The sequence below is a fragment of the Proteiniborus sp. MB09-C3 genome (assembly GCF_030263895.1).
Classification (GTDB): domain Bacteria; phylum Bacillota; class Clostridia; order Tissierellales; family Proteiniboraceae; genus Proteiniborus.
The window spans coordinates 1737531-1753615 of sequence record NZ_CP127161.1; the positions used below are offsets into that span (position 1 = coordinate 1737531).

The 16085-nt window shown below is 32.1% G+C and carries 13 protein-coding genes; all 13 read left to right on the plus strand.

What is annotated here, in order from left to right; translation table 11 throughout:
- Window positions 1–8 precede the first annotated feature (8 nt).
- The 13 genes from QO263_RS08395 to QO263_RS08455 all read left to right on the plus strand — a co-directional run bounded on the left by QO263_RS08395 (window position 9) and on the right by QO263_RS08455 (window position 16077).
- Window positions 9–1094, plus strand: coding sequence for a hypothetical protein (locus tag QO263_RS08395; RefSeq protein ID WP_285628762.1), 1086 nt, complete (start codon window positions 9–11; stop codon window positions 1092–1094).
- A gap of 93 nt (window positions 1095–1187) precedes the next feature.
- Window positions 1188–1952, plus strand: coding sequence for a helix-turn-helix transcriptional regulator (locus QO263_RS08400; RefSeq protein WP_285628765.1), 765 nt, complete (start codon window positions 1188–1190; stop codon window positions 1950–1952).
- Between the two features lie 104 nt (window positions 1953–2056).
- The gene (locus QO263_RS08405) at window positions 2057–2710 is read left to right on the plus strand and encodes an alpha/beta hydrolase (protein WP_285628768.1); all 654 of its coding nucleotides are present in this window, start codon (window positions 2057–2059) and stop codon (window positions 2708–2710) included.
- A 483-nt stretch (window positions 2711–3193) separates the two neighbouring features.
- Window positions 3194–3742, plus strand: a complete 549-nt coding sequence (locus QO263_RS08410) for an RNA polymerase sigma factor (RefSeq protein WP_285628773.1) — start codon at window positions 3194–3196, stop codon at window positions 3740–3742.
- Window positions 3729–4460 carry a hypothetical protein gene (locus tag QO263_RS08415; RefSeq protein ID WP_285628776.1) on the plus strand — a complete coding sequence of 244 codons (732 nt, stop codon included), beginning with the start codon at window positions 3729–3731 and terminating at the stop codon, window positions 4458–4460. The genes QO263_RS08410 and QO263_RS08415 overlap by 14 nt, the downstream gene beginning before the upstream one ends.
- Window positions 4447–5298 (plus strand): ABC transporter ATP-binding protein, encoded by an 852-nt coding sequence (locus QO263_RS08420; protein ID WP_285628778.1) that lies wholly within the window; start codon window positions 4447–4449, stop codon window positions 5296–5298. Before QO263_RS08415 ends, QO263_RS08420 begins: the two co-directional genes overlap by 14 nt.
- Window positions 5299–5300: 2 nt before the next feature.
- Window positions 5301–6461: a hypothetical protein gene (locus QO263_RS08425; protein WP_285628781.1), complete on the plus strand. Its 1161-nt coding sequence runs from the start codon at window positions 5301–5303 to the stop codon at window positions 6459–6461.
- The gene (locus QO263_RS08430; protein ID WP_285628784.1) at window positions 6458–7645 is read left to right on the plus strand and encodes a hypothetical protein; all 1188 of its coding nucleotides are present in this window, start codon (window positions 6458–6460) and stop codon (window positions 7643–7645) included. Before QO263_RS08425 ends, QO263_RS08430 begins: the two co-directional genes overlap by 4 nt.
- A 321-nt stretch (window positions 7646–7966) precedes the next feature.
- Window positions 7967–8536, plus strand: a complete 570-nt coding sequence (locus QO263_RS08435; RefSeq protein ID WP_285628788.1) for a TetR/AcrR family transcriptional regulator — start codon at window positions 7967–7969, stop codon at window positions 8534–8536.
- A gap of 301 nt (window positions 8537–8837) precedes the next feature.
- Entirely contained in the window at window positions 8838–10631 is a 1794-nt protein-coding gene (locus tag QO263_RS08440; RefSeq protein WP_285628790.1) for an oleate hydratase, read from the plus strand.
- Window positions 10632–10789: 158 nt separating this feature from the next.
- Complete coding sequence (locus tag QO263_RS08445) at window positions 10790–12883, plus strand: P-loop NTPase family protein (RefSeq protein WP_502928713.1); 2094 nt, start codon at window positions 10790–10792, stop codon at window positions 12881–12883.
- Window positions 12880–14118, plus strand: a complete 1239-nt coding sequence (locus tag QO263_RS08450) for a hypothetical protein (RefSeq protein WP_285628796.1) — start codon at window positions 12880–12882, stop codon at window positions 14116–14118. The genes QO263_RS08445 and QO263_RS08450 overlap by 4 nt, the downstream gene beginning before the upstream one ends.
- Window positions 14119–14133: 15 nt before the next feature.
- Window positions 14134–16077 carry a vWA domain-containing protein gene (locus QO263_RS08455; RefSeq protein WP_285628798.1) on the plus strand — a complete coding sequence of 648 codons (1944 nt, stop codon included), beginning with the start codon at window positions 14134–14136 and terminating at the stop codon, window positions 16075–16077.
- The last annotated feature ends 8 nt before the right edge of the window (window positions 16078–16085 follow it).

A 16085-nucleotide genomic window follows, 5' to 3' on the forward strand; every position in this document is an offset into this window, starting at 1 on the left:
GTGCGGAAATGAAGAGAGTATTTCTAATCTGTCTATGTATACTTTTGAGTGTTTCAACTTTTCATGTTGCAAGTGCTGTTGGCACAAGAGATTTGGCTTTTGAGATGGAATTAGCTTTAAATTTAAAGAAATTGGGCTTATTTAAAGGTGTTGGAGAAAATGAAAATGGAGAAACAGTGTTTGAGCTTGAAAGAAAAATGAACAGGGTTGAAGCTTTAGTTATGCTTGTTCGTGCCCTAGGGAAGGGAGCAGAAGCCGAAAAATATCCTAAAACACATCCGTTTACAGATGTACCAGCTTGGGCTGATGGTTATGTTTCGTATGCTTATGACGAGAGGATAACTAAAGGTGTTTCTAGTAATATTTTTGGTATAGAATCAGATATATCTTTAGAAATGTATTTGACCTTTATGTTAAGAGCATTGGGTTATAATGAAGGAGAAGGTAAAAATTTTGTATGGACTGAACCTTGGATTTCAGCTTCAGTAAGCGGAATATTTCCAGTTCAAGTACAAAGTGATTTTCTACGTGGAGATGCTGTTACTGTGACTACAGCTGCATTATACTCAAATTTAAAAGATTCTAAAAATAAGCTTCATGAAAAGTTGATATGGGATGGAGTTTTTTCCTTAGATCAATTTCAACATGAATATCCTGTAAATCCTCTTATCAAAGATTCTTTTTATGAATATGAGAGTTATAAAGAGGCTATTATTGAGACTGAAAAATTGATGACTGTTGTAAAAAACAAAATTGAAACCGAAGAAGTTACCATTCTGCACGGCGTGACAGACACTCCACATGGTCAGAGTACAAGGTTATATCTTGTTTATAAAGATAACTCCGAAATCAGTGGTAGTATAGTGGTTAGATTACCTTTACCGACAAAAAATTTTATTGGAGAAACAGCAGATGTAAGAGAAATTAGTTTAAGTGAAGATGGCTTAGTATTAAATTACTCTAGTTATTTTGAGGAGCGCTTAGTAGTCGAAGTTGGTACTCCAAATGAAAGAGTTATACACGAGGCTGGTACATACTCTTATACAACTGTTTTAGAGACAGGAATAACCTCACTTGTAATTATTCCTAAGTAGTTTTATAAATTTTAAGGCTGACTTAAGTGGTCAATCATATCTTAGTTAACAAAATCAGCGTTGAATTTGCAGGGTGAGAAAGAGGGAAAATAGATGGAGTATATTGGCATATCTGAACAATTTGTAGTGATGTTTGGGGGTGAACAAAATGAATATAGCCATTCCCACTATGGAATTCAACTGCTTATTCCAACAAATAGGTTAGAGATAAATGGAAACATGACAAATGGATTGGTGTTTATAGATAGCAATGTCCAACATCTTGTTTATGGAGATGGAAAGATCCTATCCCTGATATTCAATCCAGAATCAGAGATCGGACAAAAGATTAAACAATACTATTTCAAAGATAAAAGTATTGAATATTTTTATAACCTTGAAATATCTAATGCTATGAAAAGAATTGACAACATTATTACAGATATAGAGGCAGTAAAAAGACTTATAATAATGATTCTAGAGCAATTAGTGGGAGATATTGAGCTTGCTGAACAATTAGATAAAAGAGTAAAGGATATGATTAATTATATTAAATTCAGTGACTTTGAACATTTAAGATACGAGGATGTTATTAATAATGTTTTTTTATCAAAATCACGGGTAACTCATTTGTTCAAAAAGGAAATGAGGATTCCTCTTATGAAGTATATAACTTGGAAAAGATTAATTAATGCATCTAAGACATTGATTATTTCTCAAAAAACTATTACAGATACTGCCTATTTATATGGATTTGCTGATTCAGCACATTTCTCTCGTGTATTCAAAGAAAACTTTGGAATTAGCCCCAGTCAAATAATTCAGAAAAAGCAAAAAGATAGCCGTCTCGTTCATGTTTTTAATATGGATTTCCTTTAAGATAGATATTAAAGGAGAGGATATTATGTCATTTGAAAAAATCTTTGAAGATATTAACTTTAACTTTCAGGTGAACCGTGTATTGTCCTTTGGAGATGTAGCTTGTGATAGGGAAGAAATATATAAAGCTGCCACAAAAATATATGACTTTTACATGGTATATAGAATGGCGGAATATTGCAGAGATTGCTGAAAGAGAAGGCAGATATATGCATAGCATGTATTACTACAGAATGTCAGAATTTATGTTAACAGATGATAATCCGGATAAGGATGCTATGTATTATAAATGTGTTGAAGTATTTGATAAAGCTATGCCTAAAGCTATTAAGCATAAAGTCCCATATAAAGATGGATATTTACCATGTCTAGCAACTGAATTACATCCTTCTAATAAAACAATAATAATTCATGGTGGATATGATTCTTTTATTGAGGAATTTTATATTGTAGCTGAATGGTTTGCACAATCTGGATATAATGTAATTTTATTCGAGGGCGAAGGACAAGGGGGGACTCTTAGGCAAGGCATGAGATTTAATGAAAAATGGGAAAACTCAGTAGGAGCTATATTAGATTACTTTAAGCTTGAGAAATCAGCATTAGTTGGAATATCATGGGGTGGGTATTTTGCTTTAAGGGCAGCAGCTTTTGATAAACGCATTACTCATGTAGTATGTTATGATGGACTAGACGTTATGTTCCACCTAGTAGATGAACCAGTAAGGACTTTGTTTAAGTTCATGTATAAATTGTAGCTTAAAGCTATTATAAATAGTTTAGTCAAAAGAAAAATGGCAAAAGATAGTTTAGCAAATTGGGGAATATCTCATGGTATTTATATTACAGGAACCAATACCCCTTTTGATTTTAGTTTTTGGCATATAACAAGGTATTTTATTTATCAATTCAAGGAAATTGGCGGGAGTATTTTCTAACGAAGATACCCCGTTTTTTATGCCCTTTTTAAAAAATGCTTGGATACAATCTTAGGGAAAACCTTAGATTCCTAACACATATAAACAGTAGTAAGGCTTGAAAAGATAATAGAATAAATATTATATTAAGGGATGATATGTCAATATATGCTAACATCTTCTTTTTTGCAATAAGAATAATTTTTAGCATGTAGTACAATATGATTAGATAAATATTTTAAATATATTTATTATTTTTGAAACTTTTAACTTTTGCTATACGAATATAATTAGTAAGAGGATAAAGAAGGGGAAGATGGTGCTTTGGTTAGAGAAAACAGATTAATAAGTAGTATACAAAGAACAGGAAATAGAAAATCGGCTGATGAACTGATTAGAAAATATTATGATGAAATCTATACTTATGCATATAAACAGATTTTAGACAAGCATACTGCCATGGATGTGACTCAGAATATTTTTATATCTATGCTCCAATCCCTTTCAACCTATGATGAAAAAAAGGCCGGATTTCGTACTTGGCTTTATAGAATTGCTACGAATAAAATCATTGACTATTTTAGAAAAAATTCAGCTGAAAGAAAAATGATAGTTGATATAGGAGAATATGAAATACAAGATCAAATTATGTTTACATTAAATATTGAAAATAAGGAATTATTATTTAGATTGCAGGATTTTATTAATTCATTTGACATGAATTCACAGCAAATTTTTCGGTTAAAGATATTTGGAGAATACAGTTTTTCTCAGATTGCAGCAAGCTTATCCTCGCCAGAATCAACGATAAAATCAAAGTATTATAGATTGTTAAAAATAATAAGAGAGGAGTTTAAGGATGAATATAATTAAGCCTACAAATAGTGAAAAGGATAGGGCTATAGAAAATATTTTATCAGAGGGATTATCTAAGCCAGATAGTATTTGGCATTTCTGCGACAGAATGTATCATTCACTTGGACTTAAGTTTATTTTCTTCGATATAATACAGGCAATAATAATGGCAGTTGCTGTAACAATTGGATTTAACCTGCTTTACCCTCTATCTCCACAGCCAAATATGTACTCAATATTATTTGCGATATCCCCATTGTTTTTTATTACAGTTGTATTCTTTACAGAATTTATTGAGAGAAATGACAGTCTTTATGAACTGAAAATGACGCTTAAATATACTATTCAGCAGGTAATTATCTTTCGGATTTTGTGCTATTCACTGATAAGTATGTTAATATGCATTTTCATAAGCAGTAGCATACCAGATACCTATAATTTTCTTAGAGCAGTTTCCATTGCTCTAAGCGGATTATTTATATGTGCTCTTATGACTATCTATATTATGAGGTGCTTTAAAGGACGCTGGATTCATTTTACTTCATTGGTGGCATGGGGAGTAACTGTATTTTTGCCGGTTTTGATTTTTGGTGAAGGCTGGGAGTTATTATTATCACAAATTCCCATAGGTATAACTATTGTCGTAGCTGTAATCGGATTTTATTTGTATATTAGTGAAATAAAAAAACTAATTAATATGAGCAAAAAGGAGGTTGAATATTATGTTGGTAGTTAACAATGTTACAAAAGAATACAATGGATTCACTGCACTTGAGGATATAAATATTGAGTTCCAAAATGGAGTATATGGTCTTCTTGCACCAAATGGAGCTGGCAAGACTACTTTGATAAAAATGATTACCACTCTTCTTTTCCCTACAAAGGGGCAGATACTTTGGGAAGGTACAGATATCAGGGCGCTAGACGAAAAATACAGAGATATTATTGGATACCTTCCACAGGACTTTGGATATTATAAAAACTATTCACCAAGACAGTTTCTTGAATATTTGGCAGCATTGAAAGGTATTGAAAGGCATATTTCAAAGAGCAGGATAATAGAACTTCTGGAAGTGGTTGCTTTGGGGGATGTAATTGATAAGAAAATGCGTAAGCTTTCAGGTGGGATGATTCAGAGGGTTGGCATTGCTCAGGCACTTTTAAATGATCCAAAGATTCTTATATTAGATGAGCCAACAGCAGGTCTCGATCCAAAGGAGAGAGTTCGTTTTAGAAACATGATTTCCAGTCTATCAAAGGACAGGATTGTTATATTATCAACTCATATAGTTTCTGATATAGAAACAATTGCAAACCATGTAATCATGTTTAAGGATCATAGACTGTTTTACAATGATTCTCCATCTAATATATGCAATACTCTCATGGGAAAAATCTATGAGACCTGGGAAATCGAAAATGTTAAAGTGCCTCATATTATGTTGACTCAAAGACAGGAGGGTGACAATACTCTTGTAAGATTTGCCTGTGATACAAAATATACTGGGGAAGCACGTAGAGTTACACCTACATTAGAGGATGTATTTTTATATGTGTATAATGATGGGGTGTAAGTATGAGAATTTATAAGCTTGAATTTAAAAAGTTACACTCATCATTCACATTATGGGCCTTAATCATCCTATTTTTGACTTTCAATATCCTTTTGGTGGTTAACAGCTCGTGGAACAGGTATCCAGATTTTATAGGAAAAACATCTTATAAAACAGGATATGTATTAAATGAAAATTTTTATGACAAATTATTGCAAACACAGGCAAGTGATATGGAAACTAGCTATTTAGAACAGCTTAAGCTAGATGTTCATCAGATTGGAGATGTATTTGATGATTATATAATAACTGACGTGGGTGAGAAGTATATAGCAGCATCGGGTGCACCAGATAAATTTGCAGAAACCATACGCAGCAAATACTCTGAATTACAAAAGGTAGTGGATAAAAAAGCAGAAAGTAATGAATCCATGACACTGTACTTTGCTACTGCTACTTACAATATGCATCAGCTATTATTTAAAAATCTTACAGGTTGGTTGATTATTGAAGGAATACTTATATCAGTACTTTTGATTTTACTTTCATTAGGATATGAAAATAGCAACAGGACAGAAAGCATAGTATATTCAACAAAGACAGGAAGAAATATCCTAAGGGCTAAATTTGCTGCTTCAATATCGGCTGGGCTGGGTGTTTATTTGCTTTTAGCTATTATTACTTTTGTAATATATTTCAGTATCAATGATTATAGTGGAATTTGGGGCAGCAGTGTTTCAAGTGCTTTTAATTATAGATACGATATGATTGCAGGATTAAGACCCTTTGTTACATGGCACAGCCATAGTGTTTTTACTTATTTACTTGTAACCGTATGTATGAGTGTAGGATTGATTTTTTCTTTTGCCCTCATGGCTTTTATCGTGGGAATTATGATAAGAAACAGCTATATAAGCTTTTTTGTATTTCTAACTGTAAATACTTTAATGGTTGCTATACCTTTAAGGATATCAAATGCTACATTAATTAGCTATTTTATTAAATACTATTCAATGCTTTCACCAGTCTGGCTGTGGCTTAAGCATAGCCTGTGGTTTACTGACGGAGATTTTGATATCCTGTGGAAACATTTTGAGACTAAGGGACTAGGTATATCAACGCTTATTTTAATAGCTATTACTATACTAGCTGTTAAATTATTTAAGAGGAGGGATATCACATGAGAATAATTTTAAATGAGTTTAAAAAAATATGGAATATAAAGCTTCTTCTTGTAGCTATTATAATTGGTGCTTTATTTTACATGATCTTTATGGCAGATTTTATAGAGGGATTTAAAAGAAACCATTCCTCGATTGAAGAAGCAGAGTATGCCATGAAGATGACACGAAGCTATGGTGCCATGATTACAGATAAGCAACTTTTCGAGTTCATGAAAAAAGAAAGAGAAGCTCTCATATCTGAAGCAGAAGGATATATAAATACATTCCCTATTTTTTCTGAAGTAGGCATATATAAATTTAAAGATTATGAAGATACTTATAGTAAGGAGGATGTAACAGAAAGAGAGTATGAGGCTATTTGGACATTGCTTAGAGAGAAAGGTAATTTTGTAAGATTTAAATTACAGGCATTGGACGTACTCGAAGAGCGATATTATAATTATCCTAAATACACATTAGAAAGAGCTTTAAATTCGCAAGATACACCTAAAAGAGAATCAGTTCGTTTACAGGAGATAAAGGAAAAAGAGGAATATAGAAATATTATGGATGGGTATTCCCTTGAGAATACAGTCTCATATTCAATCTATTTAGCTATTTTGACTGTATTAACAGTACTTGTGTTAGTTTCGCCACTTATTGCTAATGATCGTTCAATTAACATTAACCTGCTACAATACAGCTCCAATAATGGAAGAAGGATTTTGCTCCAGCAGTTTATTTCTATTATTATCTCAGCATTTATGGTCACTACATTATGTGTTTTAATTTTTGGAGCTATTTATACTAAAAATGGTACATTTGTTTTCTGGAACAATGGACTTACCTCATTTTTGAATTTTAGAGCAGATTTTTTCTGGTTTGATTTATCTTATGGACAATATATTATACTTTATATTTTACTCTTATATACTTTGGCTATAGGATCAGCAGCATTGGCATTTGTCGTTTCAAGATTCAGTCAGAATCTGATAGCAGTGATAATGAAGCTTATTCCAATATTTGGCATAATTGCATTTACTAGCTTTGCAGTATTTCTTTATACCTTCAGCGATAAAAATTTCTTTTACAAATTTACTGGAATTCCATGGTTGGAGCCAATTGCATGTGGGATTATACTACTAGCAGGATTGACTTTATCCATGTATATATTGCATAGAGAGAAAGAAATTGATGTATTATGATATAATGCCAGTAAGATTAGTATTCTTCAGGGATTCATATAAAAAGGGAATAAGGAATGACAAAGATTTTAAACTGAACAGAATAGGGTGAAAAATCAATATCGAATGTTGACGTATTCTAATATGAAAGGATAAGGAGTGCTTTGAAGCCCCTATTTTTAAGTTCAGGGAAAACATATCAAGGGCTTAAGCGTATGTGATTATGTTGACAGATAATATAATAGCTGTTTTATAATAAGTCATATGATGATGGATTATTTGCAAACAACTTACTATGTATTATATTCTTGAATACAGATGAAGAATTAAGGAGGTGGTAACTTGGCACAGCAATATACCAGAAAAGTGATACGCGAGGCATTCACAAAGATGTTGAATGAGCGTCCACTTAACAAAATCACAGTTAAAGATATTGCTACAGCATGTGAGATCAATAGAAATACCTTTTATTATTACTATACAGATGTATATGCACTTTTGTCAGAGCTTTTCCAAACAGAACTTCAGACGGTCATTGATGAATACAATGACACGCTTTCTTGGGAGGAGAGCTTTATTGTGGCTACTAAATTTGCTTTAGAAAACAAGACAGCCATTTATCATGTATATAATTCTATGCAAAGAGAAGAATTAGTAAATTATATATACAATGTATCAGGAAATGTCATGATCCGGTATGTTGAAAAAGTTAGTGATGGTATTTTAGCTTCCTCAGAAGATAGAAAGCTGATTGCTTCCTTTTATCAGGGTGCTCTCACTGAAATGGTACTGCGATGGATTGCTTCTGGAATGAAGGAAGACCCTAATACTATAATCAGACGAATAGGGCAGCTTTTCGATGGAAACATTGAATTATCCCTTAAGCGAAGTGCTGATTTGAATGATGACTAGTAAAAACAATAGGAAATTCCTTCTTATTAGACATTTTAACCTAAATGCCTAAAGATTAAGCAAATAAACTGCGGTGTTCAAATTTTGGACACCGCAGTTTATTTATCTAATGAAAAAGGCATAGAAAAACTATATTATAGATTTATACAAATCCTACAGATAATAAGTACTTACAAAGTTAAAGAAAAACTTATTATTTATTTACACCATGTGGGCATACTAAAGAGTGGATATTAAAGAACTCTAAACATATATAGTAGCCTTTAGAAGACTATTAAAAATTAAGAAAGAGGGAGATAAAATGAAATTAAAGACACATGATGATAGACTTACGCTTACAAATGGAACTTATCATTCTTTAGTAAATGCGAGAAAGCCTAAAGGAATTGAAGACAAAAAAGCTTATTTAATTGGTACAGGAATTGGTGCTTTGGCTGCTGGTTGTTTTTTAATTCGTGATGCTCATATGGATGGCAGCAAGATTACTTTCTTAGAGCAATTAGATATTCCTGGTGGATCTTTGGACGGTGAGGTTCGTCAAAATATGAATTATGTAGCACGTGGCGGACGTGAAATGGGTCATCATTTTGAGGTTTTATGGAGCTTGTTTAGTTCATTACCATCTACAGAAGATCCTAATATGACTGTTTTAGATCATTTTTATTATACAAATTATGATGATCCAAACTTTAGTAATTGTCGTATTACTAAAAATCAAGGTGAACGCTATGACAATGGAAAATTTAATCTGGGTCAAGATTTAGCAAAAGAATTAGCTGCTTTTGTAAGCATAAGTGATGACGAACTTCAAAATAAATCTATTGAAGATGTTCTTTCTGAAGAACTTTTAAACACTGATTTCTGGACATATTGGAGAACAATGTTTGCATTTGAAAACTGGCATAGTGCTTTAGAGATGAAATTATATATGAATCGTTTTATTCATCATGTTGGAGGCCTACCAGATCTTTCTGCTTTACAATTTTCAAGACATGATCAATATACTTCATTTGTAAAACCTATGGTTAAATATTTGGAAGACAATGGTGCTAAATTTGAATATGGAATTACTGTAGACAATGTTGAGTTTTCAATTTCAGATGATAAAAAGGTTGCAAAGAAAATAGTTGCAACAGATAAAACTGGAAAGGATATTTTTATTGACTTAACAGAAAATGATCTAGTATTTATTACTAATGGTTCTATGACTGAAGGTTCTGGATATGGTGATGACAATACTCCTGCTCCATTTAATAGGGAACCAGAAGGATGTTGGAGGTTATGGAGAAACATAGCGGCTCAATCAGATGAATTTGGAAACCCAGATAAATTCTGTACAGATACAGAAAAATCTAATTGGGAGTCTTGTACAGTAACCTGCCATGATGAACGTGTTCCTAAGTATATTGAAAAGATCACAAAACGTTCGCCATATGGAGGACGTACTGTAACAGGCGGTATAGTTACAGCTATTGATTCTTCATGGTTGATGAGCTGGACAATAAACCGTCAAGAACAATATTATGGACAACCCGAAAAAGATGTTGTAGTTTGGGTATATGGTTTGTTTTCTGATGTTCCTGGAGATTACATTAAAAAGCCTATGAGAGATTGTACTGGTAAGGAAATCACAAAAGAGTGGTTATATCATATAGGTGTTCCTACTGATCAAATTGAAAAGTTAGCAGAATCATGTAGTTCAGTTCCTGTTATGATGCCATTTATTACATCTCAATTTATGCCTCGTGAATTTGGAGATCGTCCATATGTTGTACCAAAGAATGCAGTAAATTTTGCTTTTCTTGGACAATTTGCTGAAACATTGGATGATCCGGGACGTGATACTGTGTTTACCATCGAATACTCAGGACGTACGGCCATGGAAGCTGTATATGTTTTGACTGGAGTTGAAAAAGGAGTTCCTGAGGTATTTTCTTCGAGATACGATATCCGTTATTTGTTAAATGCGGGTAAGTGCTTACTAGATGGAGAAAAACCAGAAATTAATTTATCACCATTAGCTAAGCGTAAAATTATAAAACAAATAGCAGGAACAGATATTGAAAAGTTGTTGAAAGAATATGAAATTATTTAACGACATTCCGAGTTAGATAGCTTGATTAAAATCCCGATTGTTTTAAAATTCGGGATTTTAATTTATATTTATTTATTATTCATATTGTAGCTTGATATGTTGATAATATAATAGAATACTATACAAAGGAGGAAGCTTCTGTGAAAGAGCAAGAAAGTATGAAACAGGCTCATATTCCTACTATAGAAGAAATGCAAAGCTGGTATGAAGAAGATTTGCGAAGAGAAGCCTTAAAATCATCGGGATATGAGAATGATAAAAGAATAGATGAACAGGGAGCATTTTTTAGGGCTTTTCGAAAATTTGAAAAAATGGACAGCAAAATCCTTTCCGATTCTAGGAAAAATAATTTGTATTACGAAAAATATAAAGCATATGTAGAAGAGGAAACAATCAATAAGGGCAAAAAGATACAGGAAGTTGAAAATTCGATTGAATATGAAAGGTTTTTTCTCCGTTGGGAAAGGAGGGTCAATAGCGAGAGTAACAATTACAGTCATTATGGCAGTAATTCAGCTACAAGATATCGAGTTGACTGCATAGAAAAATTGGAAAAAGAGTTAGAAATAATCCTGAAAAACTCTCCAGAAGCATGGGAATTTTATTATAGACGTCAATTGATAAGCGATATAGAAACTCAACACGAGCAACGTCTAGTAACTGTTCCTTACGTAGTTAAAGCAAAACAAAAAGTAATAGAATCATTAAATTTAGGTGTTCCTGTATATATTGTAGGACATTTAGGAAGTGGCAAAACACAATTAGCAACTGAGGCAGCCTTGGATTTTACTATTCAAAATAAAATACAAAGAGAATTAGAGGAAAAAATGGAGGATTGGTTTTCTGCAAATCCAAATGCTACAGAAAAAGATGCCATTCAAAAATTTAGAGAATTTAATGAAGAAAGAAATCTCTACTATAAAAATATTTTAACTAATGGAAGTAAAGAGGAAATAAAATCTTTACAGCCGTTGTTCATATCTGGTTCGCATAATTTAACTTACGAAGATATGTTCGTAGAAAAAACCTTGTCTCTCAAACACAGTTTTTCTCAAGGCTCCTTTGCAGATTATCTGAATATGATTATAGGAGATTTTTATGAGTGGATGGATGATCACAGAACAAGACTAGAGCAGATGACTGATGAGGAGCAGTTGCAGCTTAAGATTCAAATATGGAAAAGCTTTTCTGATTTATTGGTAGCAAGTAACAGTGCTTTTGGTACTGAAATCAAAAAAATAGAAAGAGAAATTTTGATTGCAGTAAAAGAAGGTCGTCCCGTAATTGTAGACGAATTAAATACAATTGCAATGCAAAACTTAATTGCTTTGAATGATATATTACAACGTCATGCAGGAAATACAGCATACATTACAGGTGTTGGTCCTGTTTTGATTAAATCAGGATTTGGATTTATTGGTACAGGAAACCTGTCAACTCAAATGGTCAATTATGAAGGAACAAATGAGTTAAATCCGGCCTTTAAGTCACGTTTTGTAACTATTGAATACAATTATGTACCTCAAAAGATAACTGGTTCCTTAGAAGACCAAGAGTTTCCAGAAGAAAATGAGCTTTTTAGAATAATAATGGCACAGTTAGCTGATAAAAATGGAAATATTCATATTCCTGATTCCAGAAGGACACTAGAAGAGTTATTTCGCCTCTCTCAGCTGTGCAAGGTTACTCAAAATGTTTTTATGGGTAAGTGGAGAGATAATGAAGTTCAAAAAGAATCTGGAATGGATGAACTAGAGTTGAGAGAATCTGTATTATCAATCCGAAATATTTTACACGTTTTAGATAATTGGAATCAAGGCGAAGAAAAAGATTTGAGCAAAGCTTTATGGGATGGTTTTATTAGTTCAATAACCTATCCCGATGATCAAAACTATATTCTCTCACAAGCGGTGCGTTTTGGATTTTTCCCTATAGAAGAAGGGTGGAATATTGAAACTAAAGGTATAGGAGAGGCAACCACAACCTATGACGAGATTCGTACTCGTCCATATCACTATGTTCGCCCATCAATGGAAACTTTAAGCTATTTGGATGTAGTTCATCTGATATTTGGGAAGGGAACCCCCAGAAGAACTTTGCCAAAAGAGCTAAAAGAAACTTTTGAAGCTGAAATTGGTGATTCAATACGAATTGATGTGAAAAAATATCAAAAATTAGACCAACAATTATCTCATTTAGAGCATTCAAAGGATATACTTGAATACTTAGAAGATAATGGAGGAGAAAAATGAAAATGAATTTTTCAGTAGATGGAAAGAGCTTTAAGAGTCAAGTTAAGGCTCTAAGAGAAAAACTAAATGAATGCCGAAGAAATGGAATTTTAGATGATGGCTTTGAAGAACAACTAGACAAACTTTCACAAATAGAAGAAGAGTTATTGGCTGATTTAATTCCGTATTACCGAGTTTATGCAAATAATATCAAAAAGACTTCAATGCAAATAAATTCGATAAAGCAATTAGGTGCTTTTACTTTTGACAGTTTTTTAAAAAGTACATTGAGGATTAATAAAAATCTTTTTATTACAAGTGGTATAGATGGTAAAGTTCAATTTTTTTATATAGATATTGGAGATGATTTTTCTAATCACAATCGAATTGAAGTGGAGTGGAGCCCTCCCATTAAAGAAATAAAGGAGACAATTTCGTTTATATATAAATTGAGTGATAAAGAAATTTTGATTTTAGGAGTAAGAGGGGGTTGCTATATACTTTCAAGCAATAACTTTGATAAAATACCCGATTTTAATGAAGAAATCAAAATTAAAAGGATTCAAACAGATAATGATTTTGACGGATTTGGAAGATGTTTAGCAATTAGAGATAATTTATTTGTAGTGGAAAATGGAGAAGAAAAGTTAAATCTATTTGAAATTATAAAAGAAAGTAGTGAGTATCGTTTAGTTTTTCATAAAGAAATATATTGCACTATCCCAAACTGGACAGCATTGGAAAAAATAAATGATGATTATTTTGTAGCTGGGACAAAGATGGGGGAATTCTATTTTATAGAATATGAGAACAAACAGCTTACTATTAAAGAAAAAATTGAATTTCTAAATTATGAAATAAGACAAATTAGATGTCTAGAGGATGAAAATGGCAATAGAAATTCTCTTATAGTGACAGGCAACAACGGTAAGCTTAATATATTTTCTTTATATGAGGATTCAAAAACTATAAAAATAGAATTGAACGATTTGAGAGGAAATTTATTTGATGTTCAATCTGAAAGAGGCACAGCTGTAGTTTTAAGTGAAGATGGAATTATATATTTACTTGAGGAGAATTTTGGGGATTGGTATCTAAATGAAGAGGTGACTATCAAAGATATCTTTTTTACAAATATCTTCAAATTAGATATTTCAAAATACTTGCTCATGGATATAGAAGGTAAATTAAGTTTGCTACACATTGATAGAATTGATACACCAAAAGCTTTGTGGGATTTACCACTTTATCAATAGTCAGGAGGGATGAGTATGTTTGACTTTGATGAACAAGCTCTAGTTGAAGAATCTAAAAAACATTGCGAAGAATTTTTGCAAAAAGAAAAGCGTTCATTAGCCACATTTACTGTAGATTCTAGTTTGCTGTATATTCCTGATTCAAAATTACAGAGATTTCTATTAGATCCTTCCAAAGGAGTTTTGTACTTGCCCTTGGAAAGTTTTTTGGATAGAAAATTAGATGACAATCAAATCATGTGGCATATTTACTATGAGCTAGCATTATATCATGATTGGAAAAAGCAAACTAAAAAATACCTTAATAGAAAAAAAGATTGGCAGAAAGAAATTGATCGCATGACAAGCTATATTCTAGCTAGAATAAAAAAAGAAGGACTGGAAAAGGATCCTGCATATCAACCTAAAATTATTTCGAATTATGTGAGAAAAGAAATTCTAGATTTTTTATATCTATTGGATAAGTATACATCTTTTTTGAGAGTTTTCCAGATGTGCCCTATATACAGAGATAAAGAAAACTTTGAAAAAGTTGTTTCACATATGAAGCAAACAGGCAAGACTACTGAGTCAATTTCACAAAAGCCTAGACATAGAGCTTTTGTGAACAGCTTTTTAATTATTGAATTATATGAAATTGAACCTAAAATTGAAGGATGTGTTGAAAATCCTTTTGATAGAAAAGTTTTAAATCAGCCTTTTTTTGAGTTTATTCATTATCAATTAATCAGACAGATAAATAGTGATGAAGGAATTTTAGAAAGAGATCCATTCATTCGCTCTTTTATATTTCCAACTTTTGAGCAATTATGGAAACAAGAAATTGATGAAATGATGTTTTATAAATCAAAAGGACAGAAAGAAGAGCGAGTTGAAGGAAATAAAAATCCTTTTGAACAGTCTAAAGCAGATGAAATACCAGATTTACTAGAATCTACCCAGGAAGAAGTGGAGAAGATTTTAGAAGAAATGCTAGATCAGCAGGATAAAATAAGTACCAGCGTACAAAATATTATGCAAGGTAAAGTAGATTTAGAGCCTTATGGGATTAGTCAAACAGATCAACAATTGTTTCAATTTTATTCGAATAAAATGAAATCGGAAAGGGAACAAATGCGTCAGTTTTGGAAAAAGCTAATAGGAGATGCTAAAAAAGAAATAAGTGTGAAAAAAGATGGTCAAATAAAGGGAAAGCTAGATATAAGTAGCTTTATTAACTATTATCCAGATTTTGTGGAAGCTGAAAAGAAGGGAAATTACAAAAACCTTCCGATTTTTAATAGATACTTATTAGAGCCTCAAACAGATATATTGCCTGAAAGGATAGAGATTTCTTTTGTAATAGATAATTCAGGCTCAATGAATGTGTCAAAAATTGAGGCGGCGAGAAAAGCTTTAGCAGTGACATTGCTATCAATAGATGATTTTAATCGATATTTGAGAAGCAATGCAGAACAATTGAATCAAAAAGTAGAAGTTTTAAGTGAAACCTGGTTTTATGGAAGTAAGTACTATAATGTTAAAGAATTTAACGATAAAAATGCGAAGGTAAAAGAAAAAAGCGACATAATTCGCTCAATTGTAAAGCTAGATGCAGCAGATGGAGCAACTGACGATGCAAGCTGTCTTAAAGAAATATCTAATAGAATTACGTCCATGCAGGAAAGTGAACTCAAAAAAGGAAAGCAAATAAAAATAGTATTTGAAATTACAGATGGTGCATCAAGTTTTCCAGGATCAGCAAAGGAAGCTGTACAAGAATTATTATCTAAAAATGTCGAAGTCTATGCATTTCAAATAGGAAAAAATAGTGAAACAAATGAAAAGATTTTTAATTTCGTATGGAATGAAGGATACAAACAACCGCATGGAGTAATTATTGGTGAACAAGTAGAAAAACTACCTATAGAATTGTTAAAAGCAGTAGGGAAAAATATGCAATCTATTTTCAATAATTAGTTGGGTAA

Excerpts from the sequence above, each read along its gene's own strand:
- QO263_RS08395 (WP_285628762.1), top strand. The coding sequence starts at position 9 with ATGAAGAGAGTATTTCTAATCTGTCTATGTATACTTTTGAGTGTTTCA.
- QO263_RS08400 (WP_285628765.1), top strand. The coding sequence starts at position 1,188 with ATGGAGTATATTGGCATATCTGAACAATTTGTAGTGATGTTTGGGGGT.
- QO263_RS08415 (WP_285628776.1), top strand. The coding sequence starts at position 3,729 with ATGAATATAATTAAGCCTACAAATAGTGAAAAGGATAGGGCTATAGAA.
- QO263_RS08420 (WP_285628778.1), top strand. The coding sequence starts at position 4,447 with ATGTTGGTAGTTAACAATGTTACAAAAGAATACAATGGATTCACTGCA.
- QO263_RS08425 (WP_285628781.1), top strand. The coding sequence starts at position 5,301 with ATGAGAATTTATAAGCTTGAATTTAAAAAGTTACACTCATCATTCACA.
- QO263_RS08430 (WP_285628784.1), top strand. The coding sequence starts at position 6,458 with ATGAGAATAATTTTAAATGAGTTTAAAAAAATATGGAATATAAAGCTT.
- QO263_RS08440 (WP_285628790.1), top strand. The coding sequence starts at position 8,838 with ATGAAATTAAAGACACATGATGATAGACTTACGCTTACAAATGGAACT.
- QO263_RS08445 (WP_502928713.1), top strand. The coding sequence starts at position 10,790 with ATGAAACAGGCTCATATTCCTACTATAGAAGAAATGCAAAGCTGGTAT.
- QO263_RS08450 (WP_285628796.1), top strand. The coding sequence starts at position 12,880 with ATGAAAATGAATTTTTCAGTAGATGGAAAGAGCTTTAAGAGTCAAGTT.
- QO263_RS08455 (WP_285628798.1), top strand. The coding sequence starts at position 14,134 with ATGTTTGACTTTGATGAACAAGCTCTAGTTGAAGAATCTAAAAAACAT.